Raw genomic sequence first — 18,031 nt, forward strand, 5'->3', positions numbered from 1 at the left:
AACGACAGCGGCCCGAACACGACCTGGACCGGCATGTCGAAGGAGAGGCGCTCCGGCTCGCAGTCGACGATCCGGGTGACGATGCGCACCGCCGGGTCCTCGTCGAGAGCAACCAGCGCGGGAACGTACGGCACCTCGTCAGCGAACTGGGGCAGGAAGGCGTGGCGCACGACGGTCCATGCGAACAACCGGCCCCGCCCGCTCATCGTCGTCCACGTCAGCGACGACTCCCCACACGACTGACACGCCCTGCTCGGGTACCAGACGTACGTGCCGCAGGCGTCGCAGCGGGGGACGGCGAGCTCCCCCCGGGCCGCCGCCGCCCAGTACTCACGCGTCGGCTCCCAGTCGGTGTCGGGTAGGGGGAAGTCCGAGCGCATCACCGCATCACGCCCGCCGCAGCACGAGCGTGGACGCCTGGGGACCGGTGTAGCCGCCGTAGACGCCCACGCGGGCGCCCGGCACCTGGGCGGCGGCCTGGCCCCGGAGCTGGCGGACGACCTCCACCACGTGGGCAATGCCGAGCACGTAGGCGTGCGAGAGGAGACCGCCGTGGGTGTTGTAGGGGAGGACGCCCCCGTCGTTGTCGAGGGCCCTTCCTTCGACGAATGGCCCGCCCTCGCCCTTGGCGCAGAACCCCATGTCCTCGATCTGCATGATGGCGTGGATGGTGAAGGGGTCGTAGAGCGTCAGCACGTCGACGTCGTCGGGCGCCACCCCCGCCATCGAGAACGCTCCAGGAGCGGCGAAGACCTGCGGCGTGGACGTGAAGGCCCGCTGCTCGGCCCAGTGCACGCCGGTATCCGAGTTGCCCAGCCCGACGCCCGCCACCTCGACCATCGGCTGACGGAGGTCCCTGGCCCGATCGGACGCCGACATGATGTAGGCGGCGCCACCGTCGGAGATGAGACAGCAGTCCTCCTTGCGGAACGGGTCCACGATCGTCGGCGACGCCAGGTACGCATCGAGGCTGAGCGGACGTCCGTGCATGACGGCGCCGGGAGTGAGGTTTGCGTGGCGCCGGCAGGCCACGGCCACCGCACCGAGGTGCTCCTGGGTAGTGCCGAACTCGTGCATGTGCCGCTGGGCGATGGTGGCGAAGTAGACCGGCTGGGGAAACCACCCGAACGGCACCTCCAGGCTCTGCTTGAAGAGCTCCTGGGCGTGGGACTCACCTGGTCCGCCGACCATCTCCGACCGGCGGGTGGCCCAGGCCACCGCGAAGGTGTTGAGAACATGACGGGCGCGGCCCTCGCGAATAGCTAGCGCGGCCTCGTGGGCCGCCGTGGCTGCCCACACCATGCCGCCGCCACGCTTCGACACCCACATGTCGTGCGAGGTCCCGAAGTGGCGGTGGAAGGCGCTCTCGTCGAGCTGGTCGCCGCCGAACGGCGAGTACATGATGCCGTCGATGTCGGATGGCAGCAGGCCGGCGTCGTCCAGGGCCCGCTCGACGGCTTGGGCCGCGATCTCGTCCGTGGTCCTACCCGATGCCCGGGTGTGGTCGGACTCGCCCACGCCGACGACGCCGATCTCGCCGCTGACGTCCTCGTAGGCGGTGGCATGGCCCCAGTCCGGGGCAGAAGGCGGCACGGTCACGCCCCGACGGGGCGGTTGCCGATGATCCCGTCGGCCCGCAGGGCCTCGATCTCGTCGTCGCCCAGGCCGAGCACGTCCTGCAGCACCTCTTCGTTGTGCTGCCCGAGCATGGGCGGTGGCGATCGCAGCCACGCCGCGTCCCTCTCGCTCAGACGAAACGGCAATCCCGGCAGAGCATGGGTGCCCACCACCGGGTGGTCGATGGTCTCGAAGAAGCCCCGCGCCCGCATCTGGGGGTTGTGGGCGATCTCCCGCGGCGCCAGCACGGGCGCCGCCGGCACGCCGTGGTCGGCGAGGAGCTCGACGAGCTGGTCCCGGTCGTGGTTGGCGCACCATCGCGCCAGCTCCCAGTCCAGCCCGTCGTGGGCGCCCCGCCGGCCGGCGGCGCTGGCCAGGGCCGGGTGGGCGGCCCACGTCGGGTCGCCCATCGCCCGACGTAGGCCCAGCCACTGCTCGTCGGTCGCTGCGGCCAGGGCCACCCACCGCTCGTCGCCGCGGCACGCGTAGACACCCTGCGGGGCGGCCACCGGGCCGCGGTTGGCGTCCCGATGCAGCACGGCTCCGTACGCCGACCGCTCGACCACCTGCTCGGCGGCGGCGTTGAGGGCGGCCTCGACCATGGTCATCTCGACCATCGTGCCCTCGCCGGTCCGGTCGCGCTCGTCCAGGGCGACCATCAGGGCCAGCACGGCGTGCATCCCGGCCATCGGGTCGCAGGTCCCTCTCGGGATGAGCGGTGGACCGTCGGCCAGTCCGGTCACCCAGGCCATGCCGCTGACCTGCTCCATGGTCTGGGCGAAGCCGGTGCGGTCCCGCCAGGGGCCGGTGAGCCCGAAGGCGGGCATTCGCACCATGATCGCTCGCGGGTTGGCCGCTGCCACTGCCGGCCAGTCCAGGCCGAACCCCTCCATGACCCGCGGCGAGAAGTTCTCCACCACGGCGTCGGCCCAGGCGACGAGGCGCTTGGCAAGGGACAGGCCGTCGGGGCGGGTCATGTCGAGGGTGACGCCGCGCTTGCCGGCGTTGGCGCCGTTGAACACGGGCGCCCAATCCCACCAGCGGTCGACCGAGGGTCGCGCTGTCGTCGTGAAGCGCATACCGTCCGGTCGCTGGATCGACTCCACCTTGATCACGTCGGCGCCGAGGGCAGCCAGCATCTGGGTGGCCGCCGGACCGGCCCAGAACGCAGTGAAGTCGAGCACGCGCACGCCCTCCAGGGGGAGGGGGTCCGGGCTGCCGTTGGGCTGGGCGTCGCCCGGCCGCGCCTCGCGGGCGCGCCCCCACCGCACCGTCCCGGTGTGCTCGCCCAGCGACGGCGCGGAGCGGAACGCGACCCGAGGGGTCTCGCCGATCCGGTAGGGAACCCTCGGCTGCACGAAATCCCCGCCCGGGTGGGCCACAAAGGTCCCCCGCTCCCGGAAGTGCTCGAAGTCGGTGACCGTCTCGCCGGAACCGATCGGCGCCACCGGGATACGCAGCAGGGTGGCCAGCTCGATGATCTCGTCGGTGGTGTGCCGTCGGGTCCAGGGGTGCACGGCATCCAGGAACTCGTGCATGCGACGGGTGCGCCCGGGCGCGGACGCCAGGTCGGCGTCGTCGAGGAGGTCGGGTCGTTCGATGAGGACGAGGAAGTCGCGGAACTGCTGACCGGTGATCGTGCAGAACCCGACGTAGCCGTCGGCCGTGGGCTCGATGGACGGGAGCTCCACGGTGCGGGCCGGACCCGACGCCGGCTTCCACCCCGTGAAGCTGGCGAACAACGGCGCATAGGTGTTCATCGACAGGCACATGCACTCGAGCAGCGACAGGTCGACGTGCTCGCCCCGCCCGCGCCGGCGGCTGCGGGCGACACCCGCAACAGCGGCGACGGCCGCGTACGCGCCACCAACCCATTCGCCCAGGCGTCCGCCGGCGTGCAGGGGAGGCCCGTCGGGGACGCCCCGGCCGCCGGTCGACCCGCACCAGGCCTGGAGCGTGAACTCGGTAGCGGGCCGCTCGGACCAGGGGCCCCGGCGGCCGAAGGGGGAGATCGACAGCACGGTGAGGCCGGGGTTCGACTCGTGCAGCGCGCCCACGTCGGTGGTCGCGGCTGACGAGCTCTCGACCGCGAGATCGGCGGCGCCAACCAGCTCGTCGACGACGGCGTCGCCGAGGGCGCCGACCACGGAGCGCTTGGACGTGTTGAGGAAGCGGAACAGCGCCCCGTCGTCGTCCCCGAGCTTGGCGCCGGACGCCGTCCACGACCGCAGGGGGTCACCCTCGTCCGTCTCGACCTTCACCACGTCGGCGCCGGCGTCGGCCAGCAGCTTGGTGCAGTAGGGTCCGGCGATCTCGGTGGACAGGTCGACGACCCGCAGGCCTCGGATCAACGTGACTAGGCGAGGCCGTAGAAGCGCTGGGCGTTCGCTCCCGCGATCTTGGCCCGATCCCCTTCGCTGATGTCACCGCGGCCGCGGAGGTGCTTGGTGCTCTCGGGCCAGTCACCATCCCAATGGGGATAGTCACTGGCGAACATCACGAAGTCGGCGCCGAGGACGTCGATCACTCCCGGGAGGATCGGCTCGTCTGGCTCGCAGGTGACGTAGACGTTGCCCGCCCGCAGGTACTCGTACGGATCACGGGTCCACCCGCCAGGGATCCAGTCCCCGCGCTTCTCGTAGTGCTCGTGCATGCGGTCCAGGAAGTAGGGCACCCATCCCACACCCGCTTCTAGGAAGGCCACCCGCAGGCCGGGGTGGCGGTCGAACACGCCCCCGCTCACGAGCGCGGTCATGGCCGTCATCTGGTCGAACGGGAAGCTGATGCAGTGGACCTGGATGTAGTTGTCGAACCGGTCGACCCCGATCTTGGGCAGGTGGATCCCCGGCGCCCCGTGGACGGCGAGGGGCATGTCGAGCTCCTCGGCCGCGGCGTAGAAGCGGTCGAGGTCGGGATGGTCGAGGTTTCGCTGTCTCAGGGCGGGCGGGATCATGGTGGCGACGAGACCCTGCTCCTTGGCGGCGCGCATCACGTCGATCGACGTCTCCGGCCACTCGATCGGGGCGACGGCAACGCCGTGCAGGCGGGTGCCGCCGTCGGCGCACCATCCCGCAAGCCACTCGTTGTAGAAGCGGGCGAAGCCGGCGGCGAAGCCCGGGTCCTCGAGGCTCGGGGCGCACAGCCCCATGCTGGGGAAGAGGACCATGGTGTCGATGCCGTCACGGTCAGCGTCGGCCAGCACACCCTCGACGGTGGTCGGGTTGATGCCGGGTGCTCGGCTCAGCCCGTGCTCCGGCGGGCATCCGGCGCCGGGGCCCTCGGGCTCGGGATAGTTGCGCCCCTCGATGATGAGCGCCGGCTTGCCGTCGGTTCGCAGAGAGAGGTGCTCGGGCCACCGCTCGAGCACTCCCCGTCCCAGCGAGGTTCCCTCGGCCACGTGGGCATCGGCATCGACGAATATCATCTGCAACTCCCGTCGCGCGGCGTCGCACGACAGTCAATCACGCGGGGCCGGGTCGGACGCCAGCGTTGGCGTCTCGGGGGCACCCTCTTCGGACGGCAGGCACATCCGGCACGGGGAGCGGCCCTTGGCACCGGCCCGCACGGAGCGCAGCTCGTCGGCCGGGCGGTCGGCGACCACCGGGCAGTCCGGCCGGTGGTAGAGGGAGCCGGTCGTGGTGGCCACGAACTCCGGCCGCGCCGAGGACAGCGGCGCCCGAGTCGGGGCTGCGCCTGCGCCCCGCGCCGGGGGGGCCGAGCCGTTGGCGAGATGGCCCTCGATCCGCACGAGCGCCTCGAGCAGCTGATTGCTCTGCTGGCGTTCGTCGGACACCAGGCGGGCGAGCCAGTAGCCGAAGTAGCAGAACCCCCCGGCGATCACCAGCACCAGACCGAAGAGGCCGCCCGAGATCATGTAGGGGATCTGCTCGAACAGCCGGCCGGTGTGGGACGCGCCGAACCATCCCAGGATTACGAGGATCCCGCCGAGCGGGACCATGACGCTGCCGGCGACGAGCAGCCAGCGCTCGGTGGCCACCAGCTTGGTTCGCCGGCGCAGGCGGGCCAGGCTGTCGGCCAGGCGGTCCTGGTTGCCGTTGACCCGATCCGACGAGCCGAGCGCGCCCGGCTCGCCGCCCGGCGCCTCGGGGCCGGGGGCCTCTAGCCCGCCGTCGTGGGCCGAGGGTGACGGAGTGGTCGTGGCCATGGCTGGCTCCTGTTAATGGTCGTGGGGGCAGCCGGTCGCGGACCGCCCGGCAAGGAGATCGTCGGCCAGCCGCCTCGCGCCCAGCGCCGCCAGCGCCGCACCGGCCACTGTCAGCACGATCCACGCGCTGCCGATGCCCCCGAAGAACGCCACCGGTGAGGTGCCGACGGTCCCGGTGGGCTGGGCTTTGCCGCTGTTGCCGGCCGGAGCGGGCGTGGCGCCAGCGAGCGAGCTGCCGGCCAGATCCGAGGAGCCCGCTCCGCCGGTGTCGCTGCTCGCCGGCGCGGCAGCGGCGGCACCAGAGCCGGTGTCGGACGCCGCGGTGCCGGTGTCGGTCGTGGCGCCGCTCTCGAAGCTCGGCGTCGCGTTGACTGCCACCCGGGCGCCGCCGAGGGTCACTGTGAAGACGTTCTGGCTGGGATTGTCGGGTGGGATCCAGGTGAACAGCAGCTCGCCCGCGGAGTAGCTCGCCGTGGCCCCACTGGTCTGGCTCTGGGGCGTGCTGACGTAGGTCTTCATGCCGAAGCCGGCGAGGGCCTGGTTGAGAATCTGGTCGGCCGCCGCGTTCACGGGCTGGCCGGCCGAGCCCGCGTGCACGCCCGTCTGGTCGAAGTAGGCCCGTTGGCCGCCGATCGTCATGTCGGCCACCGTCGTGCCGCCGCCCGTCGTCGACTTGGCGCCGTCGCTGACGGCCTGGGCCGTGCTGGTCACCGAGGCGATCTTCACCGCCCCGCCTGCCAGGGCGATGTTGTTGACGGTGCTGCTGGCGACGGCCCTGGCCTGGTTGTCGGTCAGGGTGCTGACGCTGTTCGAGCGCATGGTGCCGTAGGTGGCGCCGCCGGGCTGATCGGCCCCTTTCACCTGGGCCACACCCTCAACCCGGTTGGCGTCGGCGTGAGCCGTGAGATCGGCCGCCGGCACCTGGTTGAAGCTGCTGTCGGGCTGGGTGCCCGTCCTGGCCTCGGCCCGGATCGGGTAGTTGATCAGGGAGGCCGCGCCCTTGACCAGCCCGGTCACGGCGTCGGGCACTGGCACCACCTGACCGGCCGGGCCCGGGAACAGCAGCGACACCAGCTGGCCTCCGTTGGCGGCGGTGGCACCCGGCCAGGCCACGCTGGACAAGGCGTAGCCCACCGGCCCCGACGACAGGAGCGACGAGGTCTCGGGAACCGCCCCCTGGGCCTCCGGATGGGCCTGGGCGCTGGGCTCGTCCTCGGTGATCTCGACGCCGGGCGCCGTGGCCGTGATCGAGTACCCGCCGAAGGCGGACGTCCCCGACGGGTCGGCGTGGGCCGTGAGCGTGGTGACGAGGCCCACCCCGCCGGTGACGACGAGGACCAGACCGGCCGCGAGCATGGACCGCCCTCGCCACCGTTTGAAGACAGCCCTGGCGCTCATGCCGCTCATGTCGCCTCTCCTCACGCCACTTCGCCGAAGTAGGCACCCGAGACCGCATCGGCCACGTCCGCCGGCTCGCCGACGCATTCGATGCGGCCCTGGGCCATCACGGCGGCGAAGTCGGCCACGGCCATGGCGGTGCGGGCGAACTGCTCCACCAGCAGGATGGCGATCCCCTCCGCCGCCAGCTGACCGACCAGCCCGTACAGCTCGGCCACGATGCGCGGCGCCAGACCCATCGAGATCTCGTCCAGCAGCAGGAGGGCGGGGTCGGTCGTGACCGCCCGGGCCATGGCCAGCATCTGCTGCTCGCCGCCCGAGAGCGTGCCGGCCAGCTGGTTGCGACGCTCCCCGAGGCGAGGAAAGCGCGAGAAGGCCCGCTCCTCGACGTCCTTGGGCCGCAGGTCGTTGCGGAACGTCATCATCCGCAGGTTCTCGGTCACGGTGAGGTTGGCGAACACACCGCGCCCTTCGGGAATGGTGCACACACCGTGGCGGGCGAGAGCCTCGGGCGACGCCCCGTTCACGTGGACTCCGGCGATGTGCACGCAGCCCGTGGTGGGCTCCATCTGGCAGCCGGCCACCTTGAGGAGCGTCGTCTTGCCCGCGCCGTTGGGCCCGAGGAGGGCGAACACCGACGAGCGGGGGACCACCACGTCCACGCCGTGTACGACCTCGATGCGGCCGTAGGCGGCCCGGATGTCGCGCAGCTCGAGGGCGGGTGCCGTCATCCCACGCTTGCTTCCTCGAGGGCCTCTTCATCGGCGCCCAGGTACGCAGCCTGCACGGCCGGGTCGGCCTGGACCTCGGCCGGCGTCCCCTCGGCGATGAGCCGGCCGAAGTCGAGCACGTTGACCCGGTCGCACACCCGCATGACCAGCTCGACGTCGTGCTCCACCAGCAGCACGGCCATCCCCTCGGACGCCAGGTCGACCAGGACGTCGCCAAGCACGCCGGTCTCCTGGTGGTCGAGGCCGGAGCCGGGCTCGTCGAGCAGGAGCAGCTTTGGCCGGGTGGCCAGCGCCCGCGCCAGCTCGACCAGGCGGGCCGTGCCCGTGGGGATGGCGTCGACGCGCGACTCGGCCACCTCGCGGAGCCCGACGCGCTCGATGAGCTCGTCGGCCACGGCGGAGGGGTGCGAGCGATCGCGAGCCCATCCCTTGCGGATCTCCGCCGCCACCTGGATGTTGTCCCGCACGCTGAGCGACGCGAACACCTCGAGCCGCTGGAACGTGCGCGCCATGCCCCGGCGGGCGCGGGCGTGGGCCTTGAGCCGGGTGATTTCCTTCCCCTCCAACAGGACCCTTCCCTCGGTCGGCTGTTGGAGCCCGCCGAAGACGTTGAAGATGGTCGTCTTCCCTGCTCCGTTGGGCCCGATCAGCCCCGTGATGGCCGCCGGCTCGACCGACAGGCTCACCTGGTCGACGGCAACGACCCCACCGAAGCGGACGCTGATCCGTTCAGCCTGCAGCGCCGGCAAGGCTCTCCTCCTCTTCCCTGACGGGTGCGCTGTCGTCCGCCCCCGGTACTGGCGCCGCGCTTCGGGCAGCCCACGATCGCCGCAGGGCGCTGCCTGCGGGCGCCATCATGCTCATCACGCCGTCCGGGTTCCTCGCCAGCCCGAGGGCGCCCAGGCCGGTGGCCAGGTAGACGAGGCTGTGGATGCTGGGCACGTGTGACTGGATGACCGGGAACAGGGCGTACGAGATGCCGGCGAACAGCACCCCGGTGACAGAGTCGACCCCCCAGATGGCCAGCAGGAGCAGCAGGGCCAGGCTGCTCAGCATCTGGAAGTCGTTGCTGCCGACCGAACCGCGCAGGCCGCCGTAGAGCACGCCGGCCAGCCCCGCCAGCCCCGCCGAGATGGTGAAGACCGCCAGCTTCATCCACGTGATGTTCATGCCGAGCGTGGCACAGGCGGCGGCGCTGTCGGACATGGCCGCCAGCCGGCGTCCGAAGGATGCCCGACGAAGGGCGAGCACGCCGACCGCGGCGGCGGCGAACACCACCGCGCAGGCCACGAAGAAGGCGCGGTCGCTCTGGAGCGAGATCCCCGGCAGGTGGACGCGCGCCACGGACAGCGCTCCTCCCTGCCCGAAGACATGATTGTTCTGGAAGAAGACGGTGATCATGGCCTGGGCGAAGGCGACGGTGGCGAGCGCCAGGTACAAGCCCCGGAGCCGTAAGGCGGGCAGGGCGACCAGGGCGCCGACGGCCGCAGCCAGCCCCACGGCGGCCAGGACACCGAGCAGCGAGCCACCGTGCCCCAGCTTTCCCATGGCGAAGGCGCCGAAGCCCACGAAGGTGAGCTGGGCGGCCGAGATCTGGCCCCCGTATCCGGTCAGCACGAGCAGCGACAGCAGGACCAACGCGACGACCAACCCCTCGCCACCGGTGATGAGGTTCGTCACCGACAGCTGACCCGAGACGAACCAGGCCACGACGGCGAACGCCCCCGCCGCCACCAGCGTGGTGCGCAACGCCGGCACCCGGGTGGAGTGCCGGCCCGCCGCCCGACCCACCCGCAGCCGATCCTGGGGCAGGACCAGCAGGACAATGAACAGGAAGATCATCGGCAGCGTCGGTCGGATCTGGCTCAGCAGGCTCCCGGGGACGTAGCCGACTGCGTACGACTCGAACAGCCCGAGGAGCAGGCCGCCGCCGAAGGTGAGGGGGAGGCTTCGCAGTCGGCCCACGATGGCCGCGGCGAAGCCGTTGATCACGAGCAGGGTCAACAGCAGGACGTCGAGGGTCACCAGCGGGGCGAGGAGGATCCCGGCCAGCGAGGCCAGCATGGCCCCGACCGCCCACCCCGTCGAGCGCACACGGGCGGGCGCCGCGCCGTTGAGGGCTGCCAGCCCGGGGTCGTCGACCACCGCTCGCAGCGCGATGCCCGAGCGGGTGCGAAAGAGGAACAGCCGCAGCCCGAGCGCCACGGACACTGCGATCACGACCACGATGATCTGGTGGTAGCTGACGACGACGCCGAACACACCCACGTCGTGGCCCGCGAAGAACCTGGGGATGGTCCGGGGGAACCCGGGGTCCCAGCGCGTCTCGGCCGCACCCAGGAGGAACAGCATGAGGCCAAGGGTGATCACCAGGCGCGTGACCTCCGGCTTGCCGTGCAGGTTGCGCATCAGCAGCCGGTCGATCAGGACACCCAGCAACGGGGCCATGACGAAGAGGACGACAAACAAGGCGAGCGGCACGGGCCAGCCGTCCTTGACCGTGAGCTCCCAATAGGTGAAGGCGGCGACCATCCCGATGGCGGCGTGGGCGAAGTTGAAGATCCCCGAGGTGATGTAAGTGACGACCAGGCCGGTGGAGGTGAGGGCGTAGATGCAGCCGACGACGATTCCGACGATCGTGAAGGAGAGAAAGGTCGTCACGGTCGCTCAGCCGGCGTTGAAGTACGCGCCATCGCACCGGTAGCCGTTGGGCGGTTCGTCGACCCGCGAGAAGTGCCCGCCGCCCGAGACCTTGACCATCAGGTAGCAGGTCGGCGGCCCCTTGCCGCCGGGGTCGGCGGGGGCGAGGAAGCCGTTGGCGTTGAACTGGTGGACGTTCTTGAGCGCGGCCTGCAACGAGGCGCGCGTGGCGCGGGGACCTGCGGCCTGCAGCGCCTGCACGAACAGCCGGGCCGAGGACCAGCCGTAGGCGGCGAACAGATCGGCGTTGGCGTCGGGGTGGGTGCGGTGCATCCAGGTCTGGAACAGCCCGACCTCGGGGATGGCGCCCGAGTCCTCACCCAGGTACATCGCGGTGGGCAGGTAGATCAGGCTTCCGTCGCCGGCGCTGCCGGCCAGGGGGGTGTAGGTCGAGTCGTAGGCTGAGGCCCCGAGCAGCCACACCTCGGGATGCCAGTTCTGCTGTTGGGCCGCCTGCTGGATGCGGGCGATGCCCTTCACGTCGGCAGCGATCAACACGACCGTCTTCACGTTCTTTGACTTCATTTGCACGATGTCGGCGGTGAAGTCCGTCTCGGTCGGCTCGTAGATCCGCTCGTAGGAGAAGTGGTACCCGAGCGACGCCATGGTCGCCTTCTCGCCGACCCAGGCGTCCTTGGCCGACTGGACGTCGCCGATGAGAGAGCCGGCCGCGCCGATGGCGTCCGGGTGCAGGTTCTTCACGTATTGGAAGGGTCCGGTGGCGGCGCCGTTCCTGAGCGGAGAGGGCGAGAAACCGTTGGCCTCGGCCTGGGCGTCCTTCGAGAGGGCCACGTGGACGTCGGACATGCCCGGGTTCTGGCCGATGACCTGAGCGCCGCAGTTGTCGAACAGCGAGAAGGAGCCGACGAAGGCGAACACCTTCGGGACGTCGGACTGCGTCAGGGCCCTGTTCTGCCCGCAGTCGAACTGGTCGTCGCTTGCATTCAGCTTGAGCTGGCGGCCGAACACGCCGCCCTGGCTGTTCTGATAGGCGAAGAAGGCGTCGGTGCCGTTGACGGCGCCGGCGAACAGGCCGGGCACCGGGCCCGTGAGAGTGGAGATGTTGCCCACCGCGATCGCGTTGGGCGTGACACCGATGTCGGTGGCGCCTCCGTTTCCTCCCGGGGGCAACGTCAGGGCGACTCCACCCGCCCCACCGCCCGTCCCGGCGGGCCCGCCAGCACCGGCCACGCCCGCGCCTCCACCAGCTAGGGGCCCACCCGCAGCGGACGCGGGGCCGGCGCCCCCACCGACGCCGCCCGTGCCCGACGACGTCTGGCCCCCGGCGTTCAGTCCCGTCCCCCCGTTCGCCCCGAGGGCCTCCGCCAGCTGGCGGGAGCTCAGCCGGGCGCCGCAGCTGGTCAGCAGCAGCGCGGCAACGGCGACGAGGCACGCGGCCCCCCGGCTCGACCGCCCCGACGGCCTCCTGATCGTCATCCCTCTTCGCCTCCCGGGGCAAGCCCCGATCCGACCGGACGTGACCATTTGCCCGATTTGAGCAGGCTCGGAAGGCGGATCACCGGGCGTCGCTCCTCGCGCACCACCGGCCGTGGCTGACGATGCGTCAGGAACTTGCGTGGGTGATTCGACGGCTCCCGGGCAAAGCCCTTCCGTTTCCGACCGTTTTGTCGGGTTCGGTTCGCCGCCGGCGTCGCGCGAGGATGCCAGCATGTCCACGCTGGTCACCTTCCACGCCCACCCCGATGACGAGGCCATCGCCACGGCTGGGGTCATGGCCAAGGCGGCCGCCGAGGGTCACCGGGTGGTGCTCGTGACGGCCACGAGGGGCGAGCACGGCGAGATTGTCCCGGGCGTGCTGGGGGAGGGCGAGCCGCTGGGCGAGCGCCGCACTGCCGAGCTCGAGGAAGCTGCCGCGGTGCTGGGCGTGGCCCGTTGCGAGGTGCTGGGCTACGTCGACTCGGGCATGATGGGAACACCGGAGAACGACGGCCCCGGGTCGTTCTGGCGGGCCGATCTCGACGAGGCTGCCGGCAGGCTCGCCGCCATCTTGGCGGAGGAGCGGGCCGAGGTGCTCACGGTCTACGACGACCACGGCACCTACGGTCATCCCGACCATATCCAGGTGCACCGCGTAGGAGTACGAGCGGGGGAGATCGCCCGGGTGGCGAAGGTCTATGAAGCCACGATCAGCCGTGACCACGTGCGTCGCCTGGCGGCGCTCCGACCCCCCGATGTCGACGACGAGGAGCTGCCCGACCCCGACGCCATCGGCCTCGGTGTCCCCGAGGACGAGATCACCACGGTCGTCGATGTCACCCCCTACCTCGACAAGAAGCGCCAGGCGATGGTCGTGCATGCCAGTCAGATCCCTGAGAGCTCGTGGTTCCTGTCGATGCCGGCGGAGGCCTTCGCCGCCGCCTTCGGCCAGGAATGGTTCATCCTGCGGGGCGCGAGGCGCGACGGACAGGTCGAGGACGACCTCTTCGGCGGCCTGCCCAGCTAGCCGGGCCCAGGGAGGACTCCTAGGAGCGGGGGCGGGTCAGATCGGTCGCCCTGGTCATCCGGTTCGCCCGCACCTGACCTGTGCTCCTCGGTGTGACATCGACATCGGTGGCGCCGGCGCGCAGGGCCCCGACGGCGCACTCCTCCCGGGAGCGGTGGGCGAACGGGTCGAAACGGAAGTGGCGCATGGCGTTGCGATGGGTAATGCGCTCGATCTCGTCGTCCTCGACGCCGGCGAGCGACTTCATGAGGGTCTCGGGTGACTGGGGCCAGGTCGAGTCGGAGTGCGGGTAGTCGCACTCCCACGTGATCGTGTCGATCCCGACGCGGTGCCTGGCCTCCACGCCGGCGGGGTCGTCGATGAAGCAGGTGACGACCCGCTCACGGAAGACCTGGCTGGGCAGCTGGTCGCCGAAGTCCTGGCCGGTCCAGGCGTGATGGCGCTGGTAGATCCAGTCCATGCGGTCGAGGAAGTACGGGATCCAGCCGATGCCGCCCTCGGAGAGGGCGAAGCGAAGGGACGGGAACTTTCGGAGCACCGGCGACCACAGCAGGTCGGCGGCGCCCTGCACGATGTTGATCGGTTGGAGGCTGATCAACACGTCGATTGGAGCGTCGGGCGCAGTGATGACCAGCGACGACGACGACCCGATGTGCAGGCACACGATCGTTCCCAGGTCCGCGCAGGTCGACCAGAAGGGGTCCCAGTGATCGCTGTGCAGGCTCGGGAGCTTGAGCTTGGCCGGGTTCTCGGAGAAGGACACGGCGTGGCAGCCCATGGCGTCCACCCGGCGCACCTCGTCGGCCATGGCCTCGGGGTCCCAGATCGGCGGAATGGCCAGCGGGATGAACCGGCCGGGATACGTCCCGCACCACTCCTCGATGTGCCAGTCGTTGTAGGCGCGCAGGACGGCGAGCGAGACCTCCATGTCGCTCGCCCGGGCGAACAGCTGGCCGCACAGATTGGGAAACGACGGAAAGCACATCGACCCGAGGACGCCGTTGGCGTCCATGTCGCGGACGCGACGATGGATGTCATAACAGCCGGGACGGATCTCCTCGAACGCCGTCGGCTCGATCCCGTACTCCTCGGGCGGCCGTCCCGCCACGGCGTTGAGGCCGATGTTGGTGGCCTCCTTGCCGTCGTAGATCCAGGCGTTGGTGCCGTCCTCCTTGCGCACGACCCGGGGGGCGAGCTCGGCCAGCCGGGTCGGGAGCCGGCCCTCGAACATGTTCGGCGGCTCCACCACGTGATCGTCGACGCTCACGAGGATCAGGTCTTCGGTCTGCATGGGCCGTGCCCTCCCGCGTCGTCACACCAACTGACGCTCACGTCACCCTAGCCGGGGACGGCCAGCGCCAGAGGGCGGTGAGGGAGCGGGGCGAAGGTGGGCGCGACGAGCGAGGCGCGACGGGCCCATTTCGACAAGGGGAGCTTCCGCGGCTGTCTCGAGGTCCCGGCAGACCTATGCTTCGGCGCCGTGGCGGCCCCCGTCCTGATCGGCATCCTCTACGACTTCCCCCAGGCCGACGGAGGAGCGGGGTTCGAGGAGGGGGTTCGTATCGGCGTCGACGAGGTGGCCGCCAGCGGGCGGCTCGACCGACCCGTGGAGCTCGTGCCCCGGCAGGCTCCCGGGCTGCCGGCCGGGACCGCCCACGGAGTGGAAGCGGTGTTCCGGGAGCTGGAGTCAACCGGAGTGCTCGCCGTGCTCGGGCCGTCCATCAGCGACAACGGCTTGGTGGTGAAGCCGCTGGCCGACGCCTGCGGCCTGCCCTGCATCAACTACACGGGCGGGGAGATCACCCGCAGCGAGCTCGTGTACCACTATCAGGTGGGGTCGCTCGAGGAGGAGCCCGCCGTCCTCGCCGAGCACCTCGCACGGCGATCCCTCCGGTCGGCGGCGGTGATCCACGACCACACGCCCGTCGGACGTCGCTACGCCGAGTTCTTCTCGGAGAGCTGCACCCGCCTGGACGTGGAGATCGCCGGCAGCGCCGCCGTCTCACCGTTGAGCGAGGACGTCGGGCGTACGGTGGCCCGGCTTCGGGTGGGCGACCCCGAGGCCCTCGTGTACCTCGGGCTGGGGGTGGCAGCCCGGGCGGTGGCCCTGGCGCGCGCCGAACAGGGCTGGGAGGTCCCGGTCGTAGCCAACTCCTCGCTCATGTTCGGTTACGCCCGACCCGAGTGGCGCGAGGCCTGGGAAGGCTGGGTCTACGTCGATACCCTCGCCGACGACAACCAGGTCCGGGCGTCCCTGCGTGAGCATTCGAAGCGCACCGCCGCCGGTCCGATCGGCGTCGCCGCCTACGACCTGGGCCGCCTGGTGGCCGAAGGGATGGCCCGGTCGGCGCACCTGACGCGAGACGGCATGAAGGATGGCTTCGAGCGCGTGAAGCGCCTCCCCGCGGCGAGCGGCCTCGACGGCACGATCATGGGCTTCGGCGCCTGGGACCACGCCGCCCTCAAGGGGAGCTACCTGGTCCTGCGCCGATGGCAGGCCGGCCGCTCCGTCCAGGTCGACCTCTAGACCCGGCGCTGGATGTACACCGCGATGTGGGCGATCTTCCCGTCGGCATCGAGGTCGAACACCAGCGCCTCGGGTGTCTCGAGAGGAGCTCCGTCCACGTCCATCGTCTCGCTCAGCTCGGCGACCGCGACCGAGGGTGCGCCGCCGTAGATCACCCGGGCCACCTTCATCGAGTAGTTGGGCAGCTGGGGAATGAGCTCGGCGAGGAAGGCCACGTACCGGTCTCGCGGCGAGTAGGAATCGCCGAAGGGCCCGACGCGCACGACGTCGCGGGCCAGACAGTCCCTGATGCCCGCCCAGTCGTGGGCGACCATCCGATCGAGGAACCGCTCGACGACATCCGTGGCGCGGAGGATAGTCCGGAGCCTCCCTCCCCACGATGGGGGAACGGCTTTTCACCCGTATTGCGCGCGGCGCAGGCGGGTTCTATGGTTCCCAAGCAGTCGGGGGGCATCGCACCTCGCCTTCGCCAGAACGCCACAGCTCCCGGGATCATTGAAGGAGACGCGATGGCTCAAGAGCTCAACTCTTACCGGCCGCCGGAGACGACCATCACCAGCGACGCTTTCCTGCCCGAGCTCGTGGCTCACCTTCGCGAGAACCGCACGCCGTTGCGTGAGGAGTGGGCCCGGCGGATCACCAACGCCAACCTGCTCATGGCGATGACACCGGAGGAGCTCTTCTCGGAGGCGACCTCGGTGTACGACAACTACGTCGAGGTGCTCGAGACCGGGAGCGTGGAGGCGCTGCAGGACTACGCCCGCAACCTGTCGGAGCGGATCATCCCCCGGGGAGTGGAGACCGAGGAGGTCCTCGGGATCGTCCTGCTGCTGCGCGACGTGCTGGCCCGCTCGCTGTTCGAGAAGTACCAGAGCGACTTCAAGGTGCTGAACCGCGCCCTGGAGGCCTACGAGCCGGCGGCCAACCGCATCGCCAACACCGTCGGCGTGAGCTTCGTGCAGGAGCGAGAGCGGATCATCCGCCAGCAGCAGGAGGCAATCCGCGAGCTGTCTACCCCTGTATTGCAGGTGCGGGAGCGGCTGCTCATTTTGCCTATCATTGGTGTGCTGGACAGCCAGCGTGCTCGCCAGGTGACGGAGCAACTGCTGCGGGGAATTCGTACAAATAGGGCCAAGGTTGTCGTAATCGATATCACCGGTGTGCCGGCGATCGACTCAACGGTAGCCAACCACCTCGTGCAGACCGTCGAGGCCTCACGGCTCATGGGGGCGAGCGTCATCATCACCGGACTGTCGTCGGAGATCGCGCTCACCCTGGTGACCATCGGCGTCGACCTCTCCAAGATGAACGCCGTCGGCGACCTCCAGGGCGGCATCGAGGAGGCGGAGCGGCTCCTCGGCTACGAGGTCACCCGCTGCGCCGAGCCCATCGCCGAGATGCGTTAGGTCTGCGGATCGGGCCATCGCCGGTGTCCGTCCCCATTCTCAAGCAAGGGACGTACCTCATCGCGTCCATCCAGTCGGCCATGACCGACAGCGAGGCGCTCTCGTTGCAGGACGACCTCATGGACCAGGTCAGCCGGTACCGGTCCAGGGGCATCATCGTCGACGTCACGGCCCTCGACGTGATGGACTCGTTCGCGGCCCGGTCGCTGCAGACGATCGCCCACATGACGAACCTTCGCGGTGCGGTCACGGTCATCGTCGGGATCCAGGCCGAGGTGGCGTTCGCCATGGTCCAGCTCGGGATGAGCCTCGAGGACGTTCACACGGCGCTGGACCTCGAGGAGGGCCTCGCCTTCCTGGACCAGCGGACCCGGATGTGGGGCGGCGACGGCCGTGGCGGATGATGTCGTCATACCGATCACGAGTGACACCGACATCGTGCTCGCCCGCCAGAAGGGGCGGGAGCTCGCCGAGCGGCTCGGCTTCTCGCGGACTGACCTGACCTTCATCGCCACCGCCATCTCCGAGGTGGCGCGCAACATCACCAGCTACGCGGGCCGAGGCGAGATCCACTTCCGCATCGCGGACGGTGACGGCCGACAGGGGATCATCATGGAGGCGCGCGACCAGGGGCCCGGCATCGGCGACTTGCAGCGCGCGCTCGAGGACGGCTATTCCACCGCCGACGGAATGGGTCTGGGCTTGCCTGGCGCCCGTCGGTTGATGGATGAGTTCGAGGTGCGATCCGAGGCCGGGACGGGGACGACGGTCACGATGTGCAAATGGGCGCCGGATCGTGGCTGAGTGCGGTGCCAACGGCATGCTCGAGTGGGCCGTGGCGGCCCGGCCCTTTCCTGGCGAGTCGGTATCCGGAGATCAGTCCGTGGTGCGGGTCTCCGAGACCGAGGCGCTCCTGGCGGTGATCGACGGGCTCGGCCACGGCCCGGAGGCGGCGACCGCCGCCGAGCACGCGGTGGACGTGCTGCGGGAGAACCCGGCCGAACCGGTGGAGGTGCTCCTCGT

Annotated in this window: 18 protein-coding genes; 6 read left to right on the forward strand and 12 right to left on the reverse strand. The window is 70.5% G+C overall.

Annotated features, from left to right (window positions below; translation table 11 throughout):
* The 10 genes from VGF64_02340 to VGF64_02385 all read right to left on the reverse strand — a co-directional run.
* A partial coding sequence (locus tag VGF64_02340; GenBank protein HEY1633568.1) for an OB-fold domain-containing protein occupies positions 1-380 on the reverse strand: 380 nt, incomplete at its 3' end.
* A gap of 7 nt (positions 381-387) precedes the next feature.
* On the reverse strand, positions 388-1,593 hold the full coding sequence (locus VGF64_02345) for a thiolase family protein (GenBank protein ID HEY1633569.1): 1,206 nt from the start codon (positions 1,591-1,593) through the stop codon (positions 388-390).
* A 2-nt stretch (positions 1,594-1,595) separates the two neighbouring features.
* On the reverse strand, positions 1,596-3,968 hold the full coding sequence (locus VGF64_02350) for a CoA transferase (protein ID HEY1633570.1): 2,373 nt from the start codon (positions 3,966-3,968) through the stop codon (positions 1,596-1,598).
* 5 nt (positions 3,969-3,973) lie between these two features.
* The gene (locus tag VGF64_02355) at positions 3,974-5,041 is read right to left on the reverse strand and encodes an amidohydrolase family protein (protein ID HEY1633571.1); all 1,068 of its coding nucleotides are present in this window, start codon (positions 5,039-5,041) and stop codon (positions 3,974-3,976) included.
* 33 nt (positions 5,042-5,074) lie between these two features.
* Positions 5,075-5,782, reverse strand: coding sequence for a hypothetical protein (locus tag VGF64_02360; GenBank protein HEY1633572.1), 708 nt, complete (start codon positions 5,780-5,782; stop codon positions 5,075-5,077).
* A gap of 12 nt (positions 5,783-5,794) precedes the next feature.
* Positions 5,795-7,189 (reverse strand): choice-of-anchor P family protein, encoded by a 1,395-nt coding sequence (locus VGF64_02365; GenBank protein ID HEY1633573.1) that lies wholly within the window; start codon positions 7,187-7,189, stop codon positions 5,795-5,797.
* Positions 7,190-7,200: 11 nt separating this feature from the next.
* Positions 7,201-7,911 carry an ABC transporter ATP-binding protein gene (locus VGF64_02370; protein ID HEY1633574.1) on the reverse strand — a complete coding sequence of 237 codons (711 nt, stop codon included), beginning with the start codon at positions 7,909-7,911 and terminating at the stop codon, positions 7,201-7,203.
* The gene (locus VGF64_02375) at positions 7,908-8,660 is read right to left on the reverse strand and encodes an ABC transporter ATP-binding protein (protein HEY1633575.1); all 753 of its coding nucleotides are present in this window, start codon (positions 8,658-8,660) and stop codon (positions 7,908-7,910) included. Before VGF64_02375 ends, VGF64_02370 begins: the two co-directional genes overlap by 4 nt.
* Positions 8,641-10,572 (reverse strand): ABC transporter permease, encoded by a 1,932-nt coding sequence (locus VGF64_02380; protein ID HEY1633576.1) that lies wholly within the window; start codon positions 10,570-10,572, stop codon positions 8,641-8,643. Before VGF64_02380 ends, VGF64_02375 begins: the two co-directional genes overlap by 20 nt.
* A 6-nt stretch (positions 10,573-10,578) precedes the next feature.
* Positions 10,579-12,048, reverse strand: coding sequence for an ABC transporter substrate-binding protein (locus VGF64_02385; protein HEY1633577.1), 1,470 nt, complete (start codon positions 12,046-12,048; stop codon positions 10,579-10,581).
* A 232-nt stretch (positions 12,049-12,280) separates the two neighbouring features.
* Here VGF64_02385 and VGF64_02390 point away from each other — a divergent pair, with 232 nt between their 5' ends.
* On the forward strand, positions 12,281-13,075 hold the full coding sequence (locus VGF64_02390) for a PIG-L family deacetylase (protein HEY1633578.1): 795 nt from the start codon (positions 12,281-12,283) through the stop codon (positions 13,073-13,075).
* Between the two features lie 19 nt (positions 13,076-13,094).
* Here the strand turns inward: VGF64_02390 and VGF64_02395 are convergent, their stop codons facing one another.
* Positions 13,095-14,366 (reverse strand): amidohydrolase family protein, encoded by a 1,272-nt coding sequence (locus VGF64_02395; protein HEY1633579.1) that lies wholly within the window; start codon positions 14,364-14,366, stop codon positions 13,095-13,097.
* Between the two features lie 96 nt (positions 14,367-14,462).
* Here VGF64_02395 and VGF64_02400 point away from each other — a divergent pair, with 96 nt between their 5' ends.
* Entirely contained in the window at positions 14,463-15,602 is a 1,140-nt protein-coding gene (locus tag VGF64_02400) for an ABC transporter substrate-binding protein (protein ID HEY1633580.1), read from the forward strand.
* On the opposite strand, the gene VGF64_02405 is transcribed toward VGF64_02400, so the two are convergent.
* Positions 15,599-15,958 carry a nuclear transport factor 2 family protein gene (locus VGF64_02405; GenBank protein ID HEY1633581.1) on the reverse strand — a complete coding sequence of 120 codons (360 nt, stop codon included), beginning with the start codon at positions 15,956-15,958 and terminating at the stop codon, positions 15,599-15,601. The two genes, VGF64_02400 and VGF64_02405, sit on opposite strands and share 4 nt — an antisense overlap.
* A 153-nt stretch (positions 15,959-16,111) precedes the next feature.
* Between VGF64_02405 and VGF64_02410 the strand changes: the two genes are divergently transcribed.
* From VGF64_02410 to VGF64_02425, 4 genes are all read left to right on the forward strand, one after another.
* Positions 16,112-17,008, forward strand: a complete 897-nt coding sequence (locus VGF64_02410) for an STAS domain-containing protein (protein HEY1633582.1) — start codon at positions 16,112-16,114, stop codon at positions 17,006-17,008.
* 23 nt (positions 17,009-17,031) lie between these two features.
* Positions 17,032-17,412 (forward strand): STAS domain-containing protein, encoded by a 381-nt coding sequence (locus VGF64_02415; protein ID HEY1633583.1) that lies wholly within the window; start codon positions 17,032-17,034, stop codon positions 17,410-17,412.
* The gene (locus tag VGF64_02420) at positions 17,402-17,812 is read left to right on the forward strand and encodes an anti-sigma regulatory factor (protein ID HEY1633584.1); all 411 of its coding nucleotides are present in this window, start codon (positions 17,402-17,404) and stop codon (positions 17,810-17,812) included. Before VGF64_02415 ends, VGF64_02420 begins: the two co-directional genes overlap by 11 nt.
* On the forward strand, positions 17,805-18,031 hold a 227-nt coding region (locus VGF64_02425; GenBank protein HEY1633585.1), incomplete at its 3' end, for a hypothetical protein. The genes VGF64_02420 and VGF64_02425, both read left to right, overlap by 8 nt.

The organism is Acidimicrobiales bacterium (assembly GCA_036491125.1).
Classification (GTDB): domain Bacteria; phylum Actinomycetota; class Acidimicrobiia; order Acidimicrobiales; family AC-9; genus AC-9.

Coding starts and splice junctions, on each gene's coding strand:
- VGF64_02360 (HEY1633572.1), bottom strand. CDS start 5,782: ATGGCCACGACCACTCCGTCACCCTCGGCCCACGACGGCGGGCTAGAG.
- VGF64_02385 (HEY1633577.1), bottom strand. CDS start 12,048: ATGACGATCAGGAGGCCGTCGGGGCGGTCGAGCCGGGGGGCCGCGTGC.
- VGF64_02390 (HEY1633578.1), top strand. CDS start 12,281: ATGTCCACGCTGGTCACCTTCCACGCCCACCCCGATGACGAGGCCATC.
- VGF64_02410 (HEY1633582.1), top strand. CDS start 16,112: ATGGCTCAAGAGCTCAACTCTTACCGGCCGCCGGAGACGACCATCACC.
- VGF64_02370 (HEY1633574.1), bottom strand. CDS start 7,911: ATGACGGCACCCGCCCTCGAGCTGCGCGACATCCGGGCCGCCTACGGC.
- VGF64_02365 (HEY1633573.1), bottom strand. CDS start 7,189: ATGAGCGGCATGAGCGCCAGGGCTGTCTTCAAACGGTGGCGAGGGCGG.
- VGF64_02355 (HEY1633571.1), bottom strand. CDS start 5,041: ATGATATTCGTCGATGCCGATGCCCACGTGGCCGAGGGAACCTCGCTG.
- VGF64_02395 (HEY1633579.1), bottom strand. CDS start 14,366: ATGCAGACCGAAGACCTGATCCTCGTGAGCGTCGACGATCACGTGGTG.